Source organism: Lysobacter stagni (assembly GCF_030053425.1).
In the GTDB taxonomy this organism is placed as follows: domain Bacteria; phylum Pseudomonadota; class Gammaproteobacteria; order Xanthomonadales; family Xanthomonadaceae; genus Lysobacter_J; species Lysobacter_J stagni.
Window position 1 is genome coordinate 2710650 of sequence record NZ_JASGBI010000001.1, and the last position, 16731, is coordinate 2727380.

16 protein-coding genes are annotated in these 16731 nt (G+C 66.8%); 11 read left to right on the forward strand and 5 right to left on the reverse strand.

Annotated elements, in window-relative coordinates; genetic code table 11:
* Positions 1–170: 170 nt before the first annotated feature.
* Positions 171–3506 carry a hypothetical protein gene (locus tag QLQ15_RS12535; protein ID WP_283213102.1) on the forward strand — a complete coding sequence of 1112 codons (3336 nt, stop codon included), beginning with the start codon at positions 171–173 and terminating at the stop codon, positions 3504–3506.
* A gap of 11 nt (positions 3507–3517) precedes the next feature.
* Here the strand turns inward: QLQ15_RS12535 and QLQ15_RS12540 are convergent, their stop codons facing one another.
* Positions 3518–4327, reverse strand: coding sequence for a ferredoxin--NADP reductase (locus QLQ15_RS12540; protein WP_283213103.1), 810 nt, complete (start codon positions 4325–4327; stop codon positions 3518–3520).
* Positions 4328–4428: 101 nt separating this feature from the next.
* Between QLQ15_RS12540 and QLQ15_RS12545 the strand changes: the two genes are divergently transcribed.
* Complete coding sequence (locus QLQ15_RS12545; RefSeq protein ID WP_283213104.1) at positions 4429–4977, forward strand: DUF488 domain-containing protein; 549 nt, start codon at positions 4429–4431, stop codon at positions 4975–4977.
* Between the two features lie 3 nt (positions 4978–4980).
* Here QLQ15_RS12545 and QLQ15_RS12550 read toward each other — a convergent pair whose 3' ends face one another.
* The 4 genes from QLQ15_RS12550 to xth all read right to left on the reverse strand — a co-directional run bounded on the left by QLQ15_RS12550 (position 4981) and on the right by xth (position 9591).
* Entirely contained in the window at positions 4981–5415 is a 435-nt protein-coding gene (locus QLQ15_RS12550) for a nuclear transport factor 2 family protein (RefSeq protein WP_283213105.1), read from the reverse strand.
* Positions 5416–5568: 153 nt separating this feature from the next.
* Positions 5569–6771 (reverse strand): PQQ-dependent sugar dehydrogenase, encoded by a 1203-nt coding sequence (locus tag QLQ15_RS12555; RefSeq protein ID WP_283213106.1) that lies wholly within the window; start codon positions 6769–6771, stop codon positions 5569–5571.
* Positions 6772–6811: 40 nt separating this feature from the next.
* Positions 6812–8680, reverse strand: a complete 1869-nt coding sequence (locus tag QLQ15_RS12560; RefSeq protein ID WP_283213107.1) for an ABC transporter ATP-binding protein — start codon at positions 8678–8680, stop codon at positions 6812–6814.
* A 56-nt stretch (positions 8681–8736) separates the two neighbouring features.
* Positions 8737–9591, reverse strand: a complete 855-nt coding sequence (xth, locus tag QLQ15_RS12565) for an exodeoxyribonuclease III (RefSeq protein WP_283213108.1) — start codon at positions 9589–9591, stop codon at positions 8737–8739.
* A gap of 290 nt (positions 9592–9881) precedes the next feature.
* Here xth and rpsF point away from each other — a divergent pair, with 290 nt between their 5' ends.
* The 9 genes from rpsF (at position 9882) to QLQ15_RS12610 (ending at position 16720) form a co-directional block, all read left to right on the forward strand.
* Positions 9882–10310, forward strand: coding sequence for a 30S ribosomal protein S6 (gene rpsF, locus QLQ15_RS12570; RefSeq protein WP_283213109.1), 429 nt, complete (start codon positions 9882–9884; stop codon positions 10308–10310).
* Positions 10311–10339: 29 nt separating this feature from the next.
* Positions 10340–10570 (forward strand): 30S ribosomal protein S18, encoded by a 231-nt coding sequence (gene rpsR, locus QLQ15_RS12575; protein ID WP_031372470.1) that lies wholly within the window; start codon positions 10340–10342, stop codon positions 10568–10570.
* A 118-nt stretch (positions 10571–10688) separates the two neighbouring features.
* Positions 10689–11141 carry a 50S ribosomal protein L9 gene (gene rplI, locus QLQ15_RS12580; protein ID WP_283213110.1) on the forward strand — a complete coding sequence of 151 codons (453 nt, stop codon included), beginning with the start codon at positions 10689–10691 and terminating at the stop codon, positions 11139–11141.
* Between the two features lie 179 nt (positions 11142–11320).
* The gene (locus tag QLQ15_RS12585) at positions 11321–11635 is read left to right on the forward strand and encodes a hypothetical protein (protein WP_283213111.1); all 315 of its coding nucleotides are present in this window, start codon (positions 11321–11323) and stop codon (positions 11633–11635) included.
* A gap of 237 nt (positions 11636–11872) precedes the next feature.
* A complete protein-coding gene (locus QLQ15_RS12590) occupies positions 11873–13288 on the forward strand; it encodes a replicative DNA helicase (protein ID WP_283213112.1) in 1416 nt (471 codons plus the stop codon).
* Positions 13289–13345: 57 nt separating this feature from the next.
* Positions 13346–13579 (forward strand): KTSC domain-containing protein, encoded by a 234-nt coding sequence (locus QLQ15_RS12595; RefSeq protein ID WP_283213113.1) that lies wholly within the window; start codon positions 13346–13348, stop codon positions 13577–13579.
* A gap of 60 nt (positions 13580–13639) precedes the next feature.
* Positions 13640–13969, forward strand: a complete 330-nt coding sequence (locus tag QLQ15_RS12600; protein WP_283213114.1) for a glycine zipper 2TM domain-containing protein — start codon at positions 13640–13642, stop codon at positions 13967–13969.
* Between the two features lie 95 nt (positions 13970–14064).
* Entirely contained in the window at positions 14065–15219 is a 1155-nt protein-coding gene (gene alr, locus QLQ15_RS12605) for an alanine racemase (protein ID WP_283213115.1), read from the forward strand.
* Positions 15220–15277: 58 nt separating this feature from the next.
* Positions 15278–16720 (forward strand): cryptochrome/photolyase family protein, encoded by a 1443-nt coding sequence (locus tag QLQ15_RS12610; protein WP_283213116.1) that lies wholly within the window; start codon positions 15278–15280, stop codon positions 16718–16720.
* Positions 16721–16731: the final 11 nt, after the last annotated feature.

Consider the following 16731-nt stretch of genomic DNA (forward strand, 5'->3'; position numbering starts at 1 on the left):
GCTGGCCGGTCGCCGGGAAGCGCGGCGTTGGCAACCACGGAGGTGGTGCAATGAGCAGGGACGTGCGCTTCGACCGGTGGCCCGCGGGCCCGACCGGGCGGGCACCCATTGGCCGAAGCGTCTGCGAGGGCGTGCAGAATCGGTGGTTGGGCCGGTACCTCGGCAGGCTGATGGCACTGCTGATTCTGTTCCAGGGGCCCATCGGCGCCGTCCTGGCGCAGGACGCCGATGCAGGTGCCTCCGACGACGCAGCCGGGTACTTCGCTACGACGCCGCAGCTGGATGATGCACTCACCCCTTTGAAGCACCTTCCGCCCGAAGGGCGGGTGTCGGTGCGCACGCTGGTGGCGATCGTGCCGGACGCGCGCGAAACACGCATGGGCAAGTCGTTCGACATGATGGTGGCTTCGCTGCTCACCGCGTATCAGTCACGTGGCTATGCGCTGGATGGCTTCGCGTTCTCATGGACGCCCAGGGGGCCTGATCAGGATGACAACGCAACCGCGCGGGCGACGAGTGGCTATCGCGACACGCATCGCAGCAAGCCCAGCCTGCTCCTGTTCCGAAGGGAAGACTGGAGAAGTCCGGGAAGCGGCGCGGCTGACGCGTCCCGCCCTGCGAATGTTTCGGCTCCCGTCGATGTGGTGTACGAACTGGTATTCCTGGTCGGGGATTCGCCAAGCTTCGGAGTCCAGCCGCGCGCGTTCGAAGTAGCCGCCCGCTGCGCGCTCGCGCTCAATGGCACGCGCGTGCAGGTGAAACAGTTGTCGCCCGCGACATCCTGCGATCGAAAGTCCGACGTGCGCGGCAGGGTCCTGAACGTGATGGGTCCGACGTTCTCCGGTTCCATGCAGTCGCTGGCCGTGGCGATCGGGCGCCTGGTCTGCGATGGGGAAAGCGATTGCGTGATCCCGGAAACGAACCGGCTACAGGTGAACCTGGTCAGTCCTTCTGCGTCCGTGCCAAGCAACCGGTTCATCGGTCGCCACTCCTTCGTTCGCGGCGCGACGGTGACCTACCGGCCGCTGTCGTGGACACTGCGGGAGCAGATGCTGGCGCTGACGAAGTATCTGTGCGGACACGCCCTCCTGCCGGACCGCAGGATCGTCTTCCTCGTCGAGGAATCCACCTTCGGCGGTTCGGCGAAAGACATGGCGGTCAGGCTCGAGAATGAACTGGTGCGTGCGAGGCTTCAGGCGCCCGCAGACCGCGAGGCACTGCAAATGGAGCTCGATCGTCTGCAGGCCGCTGGCGACAAGAAGCGGGCGGCGGGCATTCGCAAGCGAATCAATGTCGCCGACCGCGACGACTGGGACGCTATCCAGTCGAACTGCCCGGACCAGAAGATTTCCGTGCGCATCAAATCGTTCTCTCCGAACATCGCGTCGATTCGCGCCGAGCACTCGCGCCTGCGCAAGGCCGCGATGAACGCGCGCCAGCGCGGGGTCAACGGCACCAGTCGCCTGCTTGAGCTGGACATGACCAGCGCGGAGTCGGGCAACGACCTGCCGCCCGTGTTCCAGCCGAGCCTGACGTCGCGCTCCGACGAACTCATGCTGTACCGCCTCTTCGACACGCTGCGCATCCGGGGCGAGCCGAACGTGGTCGTCATCGTGGCGACCGATGTCCGCGACCGCCTGTTCCTGCTCAGCGAAGTGCGCAAGGAGCTGCCATCCGCACTGCCCGTGATGCTGGAAGCCGACTACCTGATGGTGCATCCCGATTACCGGGCGACCAGTCGCGGTGCAATCGTAGTGCCCGCGCAAGATCCGCTCGTCTGCGTGTTGGGGCCCGCCGTCGTACCGTGCCCGGCGAGGGATCTTCGGGAGCTTGCTGAAACAAAGTGCGTGCAGGCGTCTTGGCGGCAGCTGTGTGTGTTGCGTCGCCTGCTCCTTCGCAACCGCAACGATGCGAACAGGGACCCGGCCCGGAATCTGCGCAATGACGTTGAGCGCTATTCCTTCTCGACCGATCTGGCGGCCAACACGTTCCGCGCGGTGTACCTGCTCGCGGGCTATCAGACCGGCGGTCCGCGTCCCGACGCATTCATGCTCGACCTTCCGATGGAGACGCCTGGTTACGCTCCGACGCTGCTGGTGGCCACGATGGCCGGGTTCGAGAGCCTCGACGATGAGCGGCGCAGCACGATGGTGGCCGCCGATGCGCGACTTGGCATGCAGCGTGTGTGGTATCTCGCCACGCTGCTGCTGGCCATCTTCTTCCTGCTGGTCGGCGTGTGGCTGCTCAAGGTCGCCAGAAGTGGCGGCGTGATGTCCAACTTCGTGCAGCGGGTGATCCTGGATTCCCGCTGGTTGACGCGGCTGTTCACCCGGGAAGGCACACAGCGGCGCGCTGCCCGCGCGTCCGCATCCGCGAGCGCCAACGACGATGCGATCGCCTCGTTGGCGCCGCCCAGATGGGGTCTGCAGGTGTCTCTGGTCGCCATCGCGGGAATCGTGGTCATCCTGTCCGGCCTGCGGTTGTTGCAGGTCACGTCCTGGGGAGGCGGCGGCGAGCATTTCGATCCGTGCCTGGGCGAGCAGTCCTGTCGCTTCAGCCTTGCGCATGGGCGCGACATCTTTGCGGTGCTCTGCATTGGTGGTCTGTACGCGTGCATGGCGTTGATCGGCATCATCCGGCTGTGCGTCGCCGGCCGCCGCTACGACGTCTACGGGCAGGAACTGGGTTGGCCCGGCGCTGGCGAAAGCGAGCGTCCCTGGCTGATCCCGGTCAGCCTCATGCTGCTGGTGGTCGGCGTGTTCTTCCTGACCGATGCAAAGCCCATCAGCATCGATGGATGGGAGCCCTGGTTGTTCGCGATGGTCGTCCTCATCTGTGGAGCGACCTTCCTGGTCACGCTCGGATGGCACATGAGGAACCTCGGCCGGCTTACGCTTCGCCTGTCCCGGTGCATCCCGTCGGTACAGAAGCGCAAGGGCCTGTCCGATTGGCCTTCGCCGCAGACCGTCCAGCAACCCACGCAGACGGCCTTCAACCTGTCGCTGAGCCGGAACGACGTCCGCGCCCTGCGGAACCAGACGCCACGCGAATGGCTGCGCGAGACGCAACGTGTGATCGGATCGAGCGGGCTGTATCCCCCGACGGGCAGCGCCTTCGACAGTTGGCAGAGTCAGCTGGTGGCGGAGCTGAAGCTTCTCGTAGTGGCGATCCGTCTCTCCGCCTGGTGTGCGATGGCAGCACCACTGGCGGTGCTGCTGATGATGTCGGCCTATCCGCCGGTGTACACGCGTTGGCTGAAGGCGATGTCGATCGCGCTACTGCTGGTCGGCTTTCTGAGTACCACGATCGTGGTGCTGCGCCTGGAGAAGGACACGATGCTCGGCCCGATGTTCACCCGGCATGGCGATGACCTGAGCTTTGGCGGTGCGCTTCGCGCGCTCTGGCCCAAGTTCGTGGCCATGGCCGCAGTACTGATTCCGCTGGTGTTGCCCGATGCGATGGACTGGTTGAACGCGCTGATCCGGTCGATCAACTCGCTGGGCTGAGCGCCGCGGCCTTACTTCTCGACGAACGCGCGCTCGAAGACGTACTGCCCCGGCGTTCCGATGCGCGGCGCGGCGGTGAAGCCACGTCCGTCCAGGATGGCGCGGAAGTCCGCCAGCATCTGCGGGCTGCCGCAGATCATTGCGCGGTCGTGTTCCGGATCCAGTGCCTCGATACCCAGCTGTTCCATCATCCGCCCGCTGTCGAGCAGATCGGTGAGGCGGCCGCGGTGGTCGTTGCCGTTGAACTCGAACGCCTCGCGCGTGACGGCGGGGTAGTACTTCAGCTTCGCAGCGATCTGCTCGCCGAGGAACTCGTGATGCGGCAGTTCGTTGACGAAGTAATCGCGGTAGGCCAGGTCCTGCGCGTTGCGCACGCCGTGGGTCAGGATGATGTTGTCGAAGCGCTCGTACGTTTCCGGATCCTTGATGACCGCCAGCCACGGCGCCAACCCCGTGCCGGTGCCCAGCAGGTACAGGTTGCGGCCCGGATGCAGGTCGTGGATCAGCAGCGTGCCGGTGGGCTTGCGGCCGACGAGGATCTGGTCGCCCGGCTGGATCGACTTCAGGCGCGAGGTCAGCGGGCCGCCCGGCACCTTGATGCTGAAGAATTCCAGCTGCTCTTCCCAGTTCGCGCTGGCGATGGAATACGCACGCAGCAGCGGCTTGGTCGTGCCGTCGTCCTGCGCAACCTGCAGGCCGATCATCACGAACTGGCCGTTGTCGAAGCGGAAGCCGTCGTCGCGGGTCGTGGTGAAGCTGAAGTAGTCGTCCGTCCAGTGACGGACATCCAGCACCGTCTCGGTGCCAAACGCGGAGGACATTGCCGTGGCGGGGGAGGGAAGCGGGCCGGCATTGTAGCCGACCGCTCCAGGCGCGGTTTGATTCGCGTCGTGGCGACGGCGAGCGTCCTATGCTCCGGGCCATGCAGACGGTCTGGACGGTGGGCCATTCCACACGTGAATGGCAGGACTTCGTGGACCTGCTGGCCCAGGCCGGTGTCGAAGCGCTCGCCGATGTGCGCCGCTATCCCGCCTCGCGCCGGCACCCGCAGTTCACGGCGGCGAACATGGCACAGGCGCTGCCGCGTGCCGGTCTGGAGTACCGGCCGATGCCGGCACTGGGCGGCCGTCGCCGAGCGCGGGCGGATTCGCCGCATACGGCGTGGCGCAATGCCGCCTTCCGCGGTTATGCCGACTACATGGACACCGGCGAATACCACGCCGCACGCGACGCACTGGAGGCGCTGGCCGAACATCGCCGTACCGCGATCCTGTGCGCCGAAGCGCATTGGACCCAATGCCACCGCGCGCTGATCAGCGACGACCTCAAGGCGCGCGGCTGGCGCGTGATCCACCTCATCGCGCCGGGTCGGAGCGAGGAGCATCCGTATACGAAAGCGGCACGCATCGTCGACGGCGCGCTCGACTACTCCGGGCCCGGCGACGGGCCCGACCAGCGTGCGCTGTTCTGAGGATTACTGCGGCGGCGTGACGCGGGAGGAGTGCGAGGACACCATCGTCCATGCACCGTCGCGCTTCACCCACACGCGCGTGAAGCGGAAGCGTCCGCTCCACGGTTGGCCGTTGCTTATGCCCGACTGCACGCTGGTGCCGGTGACCACCATGGTGTCGCCATAGCGGCGCACGCGCACGTCCTCGTTGCCGATGCCCTGGTTGCGGCGCGTGCTGGTGCGAAGCTCGTCGAGGTAGTCGGCCTTGTGCTGCACGCGGCCGTCGGAATGCGTGAGCATCCAGTCGTCGGCGAGGATGCGCTCAAGGCCCTGGACGTCGGGCTTCAGGCGCAGTTCGTTCCACGAGGCATCCAGCGCCAGCAGGTCGGCATCGGTGTCGGCGGCGAATGCGGGCGCCGAAACCAGCAGGGCAAGGCAGAGGGCGATCGTCCGGATCATGGTGTTGTCCGTGAAGTGTCCGAAGGGCGGATGTGGGAAAGAGCAGGGTGATATCCGTGCGCGGAGCACTACGTTCCGGGTAGTTCGAAGCAGTGACTGCGTTGCCCCTCACCCCAACCCCTCTCCCGGGGGAGAGGGGCTTTCGAGCGGTGTTTACTTCGGCGGATCCAGTCGCAGCAGTTTGCCGTCGGTCTCGTCGGTGACGACATACACCTTGCCATCGGCGCCGACGCGCACATCGCGGATGCGTGCGCCGACTTCCTTCAGCAGGCGCTCTTCACCGGTGATCTTGTCGCCGTCCAGCGTGAGGCGGATGAGGCTGCCGTCGGCAAGCGCGCCGAGGAACAGGCTGTTGTTCCACTTGGAATCCGGGTGCGCGGTATAGAACGCCATGCCCGACAAACCCGGCGATTTCTCCCACACGTGGTACGGCTGCTCCATGCCCGGCGCCGACGTGCCCACGGCTTCGGGAATCTTCAGGCCGGAATAGTTGATGCCGTGCGTGATGATGGGCCAGCCGTAGTTCTTGCCCGCCTCGGGAATGTTGATCTCGTCGCCGCCCTTCGGGCCGTGCTCGGCTTCCCACACCTTGCCGGTGCGCGGATCCAGCGCCAGCGACTGCATGTTGCGATGGCCGTAGCTCCAGATCTCCGGACGCGCGTCCTTGCGACCCACGAACGGATTGTCGGCCGGCACGCTGCCGTCGACGTTCAGGCGCACCAGCTTGCCCTGCAGCATGTCGAGCTTCTGCGCGGTCGGGCGATCGTTGCGTTCGCCCTGCGTGATGAAGACGTGGCCCTTGCCATCGAAGACGATGCGCGAACCGAAGTGGTTCGGGCCGACCAGCTTGGGCTCCTGGCGGTAGAAGACCTTCACGTCGGACAAGGCGTTCTGGCCCAGCGTGGCGGTCGCGACGGCGGTGCCGGCGCTGCCCTCCGGGCCGGGTTCGGCGAAGCTCAGGAAGATGCGCTTGCTGGTGGCGAAGTCCGGCGCCAGCACGACGTCGAGCAGACCGCCCTGGCCTTCGGCCCACACCGCGGGCACGCCGCCGAGCGGCGCGGACAGGGTGCCGTCCGCCGATACGTGGCGCAGTCGGCCCGGACGTTCGGTGACCAGGAAGCCGCCGTCCGGCAGCAAGGCGACGCTCCAGGGATGCTCCAATCCGGCCACGAGGGTCGTGACCGTGACGCTGCCGTTCTGGCTGGCGACGGTCTGTGTGGGCAATGCCTTCGGCGCGGCAGCGGTCGCCGTCGTCGCGGAGGTGGCAGCGGCTTCCTCGCCCTGGCGCGCCTGACAGGCGACCAGCGTCAGCGAGAGGGCGAGGGCGAGCGTGGTGCAATGCACGGCATGGCGCATGGGCAGGGCTCCTGTCCGTCTGTGTGGGGTTGGGGTGGGCTCAACGATAACCGGCGGCCTGCAGTTCGAACAATTCCGCATAGCGGCCGCCCTGTGCCAACAGTTGTTCGTGCGTGCCACTCGCTTCCAGCCGGCCTTCGGCCAGCACAAGGATGCGGTCGGCCATGCGCACGCTGCTGAAGCGGTGCGAGATCAACACCGCGGTCTTTCCTTCGGACAGCTCCTTGAAACGCTGGAACACTTCGAACTCGCTGCGCGCATCGAGCGCCGCGGTGGGTTCGTCGAGGATCATCACCTGCGCATCGCGCATGTAGGCCCGGGCGATGGCGATCTTCTGCCACTGGCCGCCGGAGAGGTCCACGCCCGTCTTGAAGCGTCGTCCGATCAGTTGTTCGTAGCCGCGAGGCAGGCCCTCGATGACTTCGTCGGCCATTGCGCGACGTGCGGCATCGCGGATGCGCTGGGCATCGTCCATCGCGTCGATCTGTCCCACGCCGATGTTCTCGCCGGCGGTGAGGTGGTAGCGCACGAAGTCCTGGAAGATCACGCCGACGTTGCCGCGCAGGTCATCGAGGTCGTACTCGCGCAGATCGCGACCATCGAGCAGGATGCGGCCTTCGTCCGGGTCGTACAGGCGTGCCAGCAGTTTCACCAGCGTGGTTTTTCCGGCGCCGTTCTCACCGACCAGTGCCAGCACTTCGCCCGCGCGCAGCTCGAAATCCAGTCCGCGCAGCGCCCAGTTCTCCGCGTCGGGATAGCGGAAGCCCACGTTCTCGAAGGCGAAACCGCGCGCGATGGGGCGCGGTATCGGCAACGCGTCCGGCGGCGAGACGATCTCGGGCCGGATCTCGAAGAACGAGAACAGATCGTCCAGGTACAGCGCCTGTCCCGCGACCTGCGAGAAACCCACCAGCAGCCCTTCGAGCAACTGGCGCAGGCGGCGGAAGCTGCCGGCGAGGAAGGTGAGGTCGCCGATGCTGAAATCGCCCTTCACCGTGCGCCACGCGATGTAGGCGTAGGCGATGTAATACCCCAGCGTGCCCAGGGCGGCGAGCAGCGTGCCCCAGAACGCGCGGCGGCGGGCCAGGGCGCGGTTGGCACGGAAGAAACCGTCGGCCAGCTCGCGGTACTTGGCGATGAGAAAGCGATGGAGGTTGAAGATCTTCACCTCCTTCGCCGTTTCCACGCTCGCGCCCATCTGGCGCACGTACTCCAGCTGGCGGCGTTCCGGCGTCCAGGCGAAGTTGAGCGAATAGCCCAGCGCGTTGAAGTGCGCCTCGCCGATGAACGCAGGCAGCAGTGCAACGGCCAGCAGCACGATCAGCCACGGTGCGAAGACCAGCAGGCCGGCCGCGAAACTGATGACGGTGATGGCGTCCTGCACCTGGCCGAACAACTGGCTCATCAGGTTCATGCGCCCCATCGTCTGCCGACGCGCACGATCGAGCTTGTCCTGCAGGTCGGGGTCTTCGAAGTCCTCCAGGTCCAGCGTGGCCGCATGCTCCATCAGGCGCACGCTGGTGACGTTGGTGAACAGCTCCGACAGCAGCCCGTCGCCGTAGCTGACCATGCGGCCGAACAGATCGGACGCGATGGCCAGTGCGAACTCCATCAGCAGCAGGGTCGCCAGCGTGTCCAGCTGGCCGCTGTGCCATGCATCCAGTGCCGAGGTGAAGCCGTGGCCGGCGGAGATCAGACGCACGGCTTCGTCGATGATCAGCTTGCCGACGTACAACGTGGCAATCGGCAGGAACGCGCGGACCACGCGCAGGCCGAGCGTGGTGAGCGTCAGGCCGGGACTGGTCGCCCAGATCTGCCGCAGGAACGGAGGCAGGTTGCGCAGCGCATTGAAGCGCTCGCGCAGGCTGGGCTTGGAGGCGGGCGGTGAGGCCGTCGCATGTGGAGGCATGCGGCGATTGTGCCCGTTGCGTGCGGCGCGGCGGTGAAGCGGTTCGTCCGCGGCACTCAGGTGGCGCTGCGCGCACGCCGCGTGGTGGTCTGTCGCGCCGGCGTTTTCGGGGGCGCTGCCTTGCGTGCGACGCGCTTTGCGGGGCCGAGCTCAATCCACGTCGGCGCGTGGTCACTGGGCTTGGGTTCGCCGCGTACCCAGCGGTCCACTCCGGCGGCGCGCAGGCGAGGGGCGAGCTCCGCGTTGAGCAACAGGTGGTCGATACGCAGGCCGGCATCGCGTTCCCAGTGCTGACGGAAGTAGTCCCAGAACGTGTACACGCGCTCCTCTCCGAAGACATGCCGCAGCGCATCCAGCCAACCCTGGTCGAGCAGTTGCTGGTAGCGTTCGCGGCTCTCGGGCTGCAGCAGGGCGTCCTTGCGCCAGGACTTCGGGTTGTAGATGTCCTCGTCGGTGGGCACCACGTTGTAGTCGCCGGCCATCACCACCGGCTGGCCGCTGTCGATCCAATGGCGCGCGCGCACGAGCAGCCGGTCCATCCAGGCCAGTTTGTAGTCGAACTTGGGACCCGGCTGCGGGTTGCCGTTGGGCAGGTACAGGCAGATCACGATCACCCCGTGCGCCGCGGCTTCGATGTAACGGCTCTGGGTGTCGTCCGGGTCGCCGGGCAGTCCGCGGCCGATCTCCACCGGGTCGGCGTCGCGGGCCAGGATGGCCACCCCGTTCCACGACTTCTGCCCATGCCAGATCGCCCCGTAGCCGGCCCCGGCGATGGCCTCGACCGGGAAGGCCTCCTCCGGCGCCTTCAGCTCCTGGAGGCACACCACTTCCGGCTGTTCGCGGCGCAGCCATTCCAGCAGGGCGCCCAGCCGGGTATTGATGCCGTTGATGTTGAAGGTGGCGATCTTCACCGGACACGGTCCACGCGGGCACAGGCCGGTCACGCTATTCGGCGGGACGTGAACGCGGCGGCGTACGGGCGCGGGGCGGTTTTTTTGGGCGGCAGGCGGGACCTCGGTCCCTGGTCTGGGGCAAAGGCGGGCCTGGTTGTCTTAACCCATTGAATCGGCCATAATTTCCGGCTCCCGCGGCTCCGGCTGCCGGGAGACCTTGCTCCACCACGCCCAGTCCGGGCGTCGGGGGGCTGATACGGACGTGCGGCGGGCTTCCGCGCACGGCCATCATCCACAAGGAAACATCCATGCGTCATTACGAAGTCGTGTTCCTGGTCCATCCGGACCAGAGCGAGCAGGTGCCGGCCATGATCGAGCGCTACAAGGGCTTGATCGAAGGCGGCGAAGGCAAGATCCACCGTCTCGAGGACTGGGGCCGCCGTCAGCTGGCCTACCCGATCGAGAACCTGGTCAAGGCCCACTACGTCCTGCTCAACATCGAGTGCACCCAGAACGTGCTGAACGAGCTGGTCGACGGTTTCCGTTTCAACGATGCCGTCCTGCGCCACCTGGTGATCAAGCGTGACGGCCCGGATACCGAGCAGTCGCTGATCATGAAGTACAAGGACGAGAAGGGCGACAAGCCCGAGCGTGGCGAGCGCCGCCGCCGTGACGAGGATGGCGAGGGCGTCGGCACGGCCGATGACAACGCCGATGACAGCGCAGAAGCCGCGTGAAAAAGAAGCCCTCCAGGAGCAGCGCACCCATGTCCAAGTTCTTCCGTCGCCGTAAGTTCTGCAAGTTCACTGCCGAAGGTGTGAAGGAGATCGACTACAAGGATCTCAACACCCTGCGTCAGTACCTCACCGAGACCGGCAAGATCGTGCCGAGCCGCGTGACCGGTACCAAGTCGAAGTACCAGCGCCAGCTGGCAACGGCCGTCAAGCGCGCCCGTTTCCTGGCCCTGATCCCGTACACCGACAACCACAACGCGTAAGGCGTTCCGGAGCCTCGTGCCGCACGGCGCGAGGCTTCGCCGCATATCGCATTCCACTGTCATTCGGACAGCCATCGCTGCGGGGCGCCTGCCTCGCTAACGAATACGGAGCAACACCATGCAACTGATCCTCCTGCAGAACGTGCAGAACCTCGGCAAGCTGGGCGACAAGGTCACCGTCAAGCCGGGCTTCGGCCGCAACTACCTGATCCCGTACGGCAAGGCCGCGCCGGCGACCCCGGCCAACCTGGCCGAGTTCGAGGCCCGCCGCGCCGAGTACGAAGCCAAGGCCAAGGCCTCGCTGGAAGGCGCCGAAGGCCGCAAGGCCGCGCTCGACGGCGTCGAGGTGACCATCAGCGCCAATGCTTCGACCGAAGGCAAGCTGTACGGCTCGATCAGCCCGCGCGACATCGCCGAGGCGCTGACCAAGCTGGGCCACAAGGTCGAGAAGTCGGAAGTCGTGCTGGGCGAAGGCCCGCTGCGCCGCACCGGCGAGCACGAAGTCGTCGTGCACCTGCACGCCGACATCGAAGCCACCGTCAAGGTCATCGTGGTCGGCGAAGTCGCCTGATCCGCGAAACCGGACTGCTTCAACGAAGGGCGCCGCAAGGCGCCTTTCGTCTTTCTGGGCCAGGCCAAATGGCAGGTGTGGTGTGGGGGAGACCCCAGCGTCGATTAGGAGGTTTCCCATGGAGGCCATCCCCCTGGCATGGGAGTGTGGCACCGCCCTCCCGCAACCCCGACCGCGCCATGGCCCCGCAGCGCTCCTCCCTGTCAGTTCCCGCCGTCGATACGGTCCTCCGCGTCGCGCAGCCACCTCGCGATCCCCAGGCGGTATACCTGGACCTGCTCACGCAGAGCCTTCGCGATGCCTGCGACACGCAGGGCGATCGAGTCTTCCCGCTGATCGCGCAGATGATCGACCACCACATCGCCGGCAGTCTGCAGACGCCGCGCATCGGCCGCTGGCGCAACGAGGCACTCGACTGCCTGCTGGCGCTCATCTCTCCACGCATGCCGGGACAGGTGCGCCACCTGCTGGCAGACACGGTGCAGGACGACTGACCGGTCGTCGGCGCGACGCCCGGTGTTCCACGGTCGTGCGTTTGATCCACGGCCCTGATGTGCCCGTGCCGCAATGGTCTCAGGCCATGAGACGGATGCATGCCTCCATGCGGGCATGAGTATCCACGCGATATCCACAGACTTATCTGCAACGGCCCGGACGCTTCCGCGTCTACGATGCCCGACCCGCGACACACAATTGGCCGCCTTGGCGCAGGGAAGGGGATAGCAACGTCAATGAGCGTACGACCGGGGTTCCGCGGGGAAAAACGTTTCGAGACGCGCAGCGACCAGCGCATCGACCAGCTGCGCGTTCCGCCGCAGTCGATCGAGGCCGAGCAGGCCGTGCTCGGTGGCCTGATGCTGGCCCCGGATTCCTACGACCGGGTCGCCGATCAGCTCCACGACAGCGACTTCTACCGTCGCGACCACCAGCTCATCTATCGCGCGATCCGCGAACTGGCGGAGAAGAACCGCCCGTTCGACGCCGTGACCCTGGGTGAGTGGTTCGAATCGCAGGGACTGGCCGAGCAGGTCGCAGGTGGCGCCTACCTGATCGAACTGGCCAGCACCACGCCCTCGGCCGCCAACATCACCGCGTACGCGGAGATCGTCCGCGACAAGGCGATCCTGCGCCAGCTGATCGATGTCGGCACCGGCATCGTCAACGACGGCTTCCAGCCGGACGGGCGCGACAGCAGCGAGATCCTGGAGGAAGCCGAGCGCCAGGTGCTCGCCATCGCGCAGGCCAACTCCACCGGCAAGACCGACTTCACCCCGGTCACCAAGGCGCTGTCCGAAGCCTTCGACGTGCTGCAGACGCGCTACACCAACGGCAGCGGCGTCACCGGCCTGTCGACCGGCTACACCGAGCTCGACATGATGACGGCCGGCCTGCAGAAGACCGACCTGATCATCCTCGCGGCGCGTCCGGCGATGGGCAAGACCACGCTCGCGCTGAACATGGCCGAGACCGCCGCCTTCCGCAGCAAGCTGCCGGTGGCCGTGTTCTCGATGGAAATGTCGGCCAGCCAGTTGGCGATGCGACTGATCTCCTCGGTCGGCCGCGTCAATGCGCAGCGCCTGCGCACCGGCCAGTTGGAGGACGAGGACTGGAGCCGTGTCACCGGCGCGATCCGCCAGCTGCGTGAAGTGAAGATCTTCATCGACGACGAGCCGGGCCTGTCGCCGGTGAAGCTGGCCGCCAAGGCGCGCCGCCTCAAGCGCGAACACGGTGGCCTGGGCCTGATCGTCATCGACTACCTGCAGCTGATGTCCGTGCCCGGCAACAGCGAGAACCGCGCGACGGAAATCTCCGAGATCTCGCGCTCGCTCAAGGGCCTGGCGAAGGAACTGCAGGTGCCGGTCATCGCGCTGTCGCAGCTCAACCGCTCGCTGGAAACGCGTACCGACAAGCGACCGGTGATGGCCGACCTGCGCGAATCGGGCGCCATCGAGCAGGACGCGGACATGATCATGTTCATCTACCGCGACGACTACTACAACAAGGAGAACTCGCCGGACAAGGGACTGGCCGAGGTCATCATCGGCAAGCAGCGTTCGGGCCCGACGGGCTCGTGCAAGCTCAAGTTCTTCGGCGAGTACACGCGCTTCGACAACCTCTCGCACGATTCGGTCGGCAGTTTCGAGTAACCACGCCGCTACAGGCCCTTGTCGCCGGCTGCACGCACGCCGGTGCATGCTGACGGCATGGACCGCGAACCCGTGCAATCCCAGGCGCTGGTCAGCGTGGGTTACGACCCAGACCGCCGCATGCTCGAGGTCGAATTCGAGGGCGGCGCGGTCTATCGCTACTACGACATTCCGCCCGAGCTGCATGCCGGGCTGATGGCCGCGCCGTCGCGCGGCGAGTTCTTCGCCACGCACATCCGCAACGAAGGTTTCGACTACGTACGCATGGACGAGGACGTAGCACCGGATTGACGCGTCCCTAACGTCGCCCGGTGCAGCGTGACCGTATCGCCCATCCCTGCGGAGCGAGTCATGCGCAATCGTGTTCTTCCCATGCTGATGCTGGGCCTGACGGCTTCGTGCTTAAGCGTCGCTGCGTTCGCGCAGAAATCGTCGACCCGGCAGCCGCACTGCTACGACGTCGAGGTCCAGAAGCCCAAGGAGGTCAAGGACCAGCACAAGATCGCCGGCACTGCGCTGGGCGCGGTGGCGGGCGGCCTGCTCGGCAACCAGGTCGGCGGCGGCAGCGGCAAGAAGATCGCCACCGCCGCGGGAGCGGTCGGCGGTGCCGTGGCCGGTCGCAAGATCCAGGAAAACCAGCAGAACAAGACCGAGACGGTGGTCGAGCGCCGCTGCGACTGACGATGCGTTCGCCATCGGGCGATGCCGCGCGCAAGGCGCAGCGGGCCTCCATGCGCGCTTAGAATGGACGTCCACGCGATCACCCGCCGCGAAACGTGCCCGCCATCTCTTCCGGAAATCCGCCTGCCGTCAGCGAGCGGCCCACCCGCATCGTCGTCGACCTCGACCATCTGGCGTTCAACCTGCGCAGCATCCGCGCGCATGTGGGCGTGCCGGTCATGGGCATCGTCAAGGCCAACGCGTACGGGCACGGCCTGGTGCCCGTCGCCCTGCACCTGCAGGCGCAGGGCGTCGAGCAACTGGGCGTGGCGTTCGTGGAGGAGGGCATCGCCCTGCGCCAGGCCGGCGTGACCGCACCAGTGCTGGTGATGGGCGGCATCTTCGGGCCGCAGGTCGCGCAGTTCATCGCGCACGATCTGGAGATCACCGTGTCCTCGCTCGACAAGCTGCGGCAGGTCGAGGCCGCCGCGGAGGCGATGGGACGCAAGGCGGTGATCCATCTGAAGATCGATACCGGCATGGAACGCGTCGGCGTGCACAGCTATTCGGCGCGCCCCTTCATCGAGGCGGCGGTGGCTTCGAAATGGTGCGTGCTCAAGGGCATCTATTCGCATCTGGCGTGCTCGGACGATCCGTCCTCGCCGATGACAGGGCAGCAGACGGAGCGCTTCCTCGAAGCCTGCGCGCACATCGAACGCATGGGCGCGCCGATGCCCATCCGCCACCTCGCCAACTCCGGTGGCGTGCTGCATTTCCCGGAGACGTGGCTGGACATGGTGCGCCCCGGCATCGTGCTGTACGGCGTCCAGCCCGATCCCGCATCGCATCGCACCGTGGCCGTGAAACCGGTGATGTCGCTGGCTTCGCAGGTGGTGTATTTCAAGGTGGTGAAGGCCGGCAATACGGTCAGTTATGGCGCGACCTGGAAGGCCGACCACGACACGCGCGTGGTGACGGTGCCCATCGGCTACGGCGACGGCTATCCGCGCGCGTTGTCCTCGCGCGGCGACGTGCTGATCCGCGGCGCACGCCATCCCATCGTGGGGCGGGTGTGCATGGACCAGTTCATGGTCGACATCGGTCAGGGCAGCGCCTGGAACGAAGACGAGGTGGTGCTCATCGGCGCCCAGGGCGATCAGGCCATCACCGTCGAGGATCTTGCGCAGCTGGCGGGGGTGATTCCGTACGAGATCCTCGTCGGCCTCAACGACCGCATTCCGCGCGAGTACCGGGGCGGCGTTTCCGCCTGAGCGCACGTCCGCGTGCAGTGACGGCATACTGAGGCCATCGACCCCCAGGGGCATGGCGATGTCCGGAACCGACGCAAACGCGGCTGCGCTGGCGCTGGTGTGGTTCCGCAACGACCTGCGGCTGGACGACAACCCTGCGCTGCAGGCCGCCCTCGACGCCGGCTACGTGCCGGTCCCGGTCTACATCCACGCGCCGGACGAGGCAGGCGACTGGCGCCCCGGTGCGGCATCGGACGCATGGCGGCATCGCTCGCTGGCCGCGCTGGATGCCCGGCTGCGGCAGCGCGGTTCGCACCTGCGCCATTTCTTCGGCCCCAGCCTGGCGACGCTGCAATCGCTGATCGCGATGTCCGGCGCCGAGGCGGTGTTCTGGAACCGCCGTTACGAACCCGCCTTCGAACGGCGCGATGCCCACATCAAGCAGACCCTGCGCGCGCAGGGCGTGCGGGCGGAAAGCTTCAACTCCGCCTTGCTGTTCGAGCCATGGACGGTCCGCACGCGTCAGGGCGGACCGTTCAAGGTGTTCACGCCGTTCTGGAAGGCCGTGCTGGCGCAATGGCAGCACGCGCCGTGCGGCGACGCGCCCGCGCGCCTGCCGTATCGGGATGACGGCCCCGCGGGCGTGCCGCTGGTGGCCCTCAAGCTGGCGCCGCGCCGCGACTGGGACCGCGGCTTCTGGAACGAATGGACGCCGGGCGAGGAGGGCGCGCGTGCCGCGCTGGATACCTTCGTCGACGGCGCCCTGCGCGGCTATGCCACGCAGCGCGACCGTCCCGACCGTGCCGGAACCTCGCGCCTGTCGCCACACCTGCATTTCGGCGAACTCTCCCCATGGCGCATTGCGTCGGCGCTGGAGCGCGAGCGCAACGCCCGTAACGCGGCCGACATCGACGCGTTCCTGCGCGAACTGGGGTGGCGCGAATTCGCCCACCACCTGCTGCATCACTTTCCCGACACGCCCTCGCAGAACTTCGATCCAAGGTTCAACGATTTCGATTGGGCGCCGGCCACGGAGGCGCGGCTGGCGGAATGGCGCGACGGACGTACCGGCGTGCCCATCGTCGATGCGGGGTTGCGCGAGCTGTGGGCCACCGGCTGGATGCACAACCGCGTGCGCATGATCGTCGCCAGCTTCCTGACCAAGCACCTGCGCCAGCACTGGCGGCACGGTGCGCGCTGGTTCTGGGACACGCTGGTCGATGCGGACCTGGCCAACAACACACTGGGCTGGCAATGGGTGGCGGGCACCGGCGCGGACGCGGCGCCGTATTTCCGAGTGTTCAACCCGCTGCTGCAGGCCCAGAAGTTCGACCCCGACGGGCGCTACATCGCCCGTTGGCTGCCGGAGCTGGCGTCGTTGCCGCTGCCGTTGCGCTTTGCGCCCTGGCAGGACCCGCAGGCCCTGCAACGCGCAGCGCCCGAGTATCCGCCGCAGCCGAACGTGGAACTGGCGGCGGGGCGCGATCGGGCCCTGGCTGCCTACCGCAAGCTGCGGGATTGAACGTGCGTTGA

Bases quoted from the DNA above. Each gene is read 5' to 3' on its own strand.
- QLQ15_RS12535 (WP_283213102.1), top strand. From the start codon at position 171: ATGGCACTGCTGATTCTGTTCCAGGGGCCCATCGGCGCCGTCCTGGCG.
- QLQ15_RS12540 (WP_283213103.1), bottom strand. From the start codon at position 4,327: ATGTCCTCCGCGTTTGGCACCGAGACGGTGCTGGATGTCCGTCACTGG.
- QLQ15_RS12545 (WP_283213104.1), top strand. From the start codon at position 4,429: ATGCAGACGGTCTGGACGGTGGGCCATTCCACACGTGAATGGCAGGAC.
- QLQ15_RS12550 (WP_283213105.1), bottom strand. From the start codon at position 5,415: ATGATCCGGACGATCGCCCTCTGCCTTGCCCTGCTGGTTTCGGCGCCC.
- QLQ15_RS12555 (WP_283213106.1), bottom strand. From the start codon at position 6,771: ATGCGCCATGCCGTGCATTGCACCACGCTCGCCCTCGCCCTCTCGCTG.
- QLQ15_RS12560 (WP_283213107.1), bottom strand. From the start codon at position 8,680: ATGCCTCCACATGCGACGGCCTCACCGCCCGCCTCCAAGCCCAGCCTG.
- rpsF (WP_283213109.1), top strand. From the start codon at position 9,882: ATGCGTCATTACGAAGTCGTGTTCCTGGTCCATCCGGACCAGAGCGAG.
- rpsR (WP_031372470.1), top strand. From the start codon at position 10,340: ATGTCCAAGTTCTTCCGTCGCCGTAAGTTCTGCAAGTTCACTGCCGAA.
- rplI (WP_283213110.1), top strand. From the start codon at position 10,689: ATGCAACTGATCCTCCTGCAGAACGTGCAGAACCTCGGCAAGCTGGGC.
- QLQ15_RS12585 (WP_283213111.1), top strand. From the start codon at position 11,321: ATGGCCCCGCAGCGCTCCTCCCTGTCAGTTCCCGCCGTCGATACGGTC.
- QLQ15_RS12590 (WP_283213112.1), top strand. From the start codon at position 11,873: ATGAGCGTACGACCGGGGTTCCGCGGGGAAAAACGTTTCGAGACGCGC.
- QLQ15_RS12595 (WP_283213113.1), top strand. From the start codon at position 13,346: ATGGACCGCGAACCCGTGCAATCCCAGGCGCTGGTCAGCGTGGGTTAC.
- QLQ15_RS12600 (WP_283213114.1), top strand. From the start codon at position 13,640: ATGCGCAATCGTGTTCTTCCCATGCTGATGCTGGGCCTGACGGCTTCG.
- QLQ15_RS12610 (WP_283213116.1), top strand. From the start codon at position 15,278: ATGTCCGGAACCGACGCAAACGCGGCTGCGCTGGCGCTGGTGTGGTTC.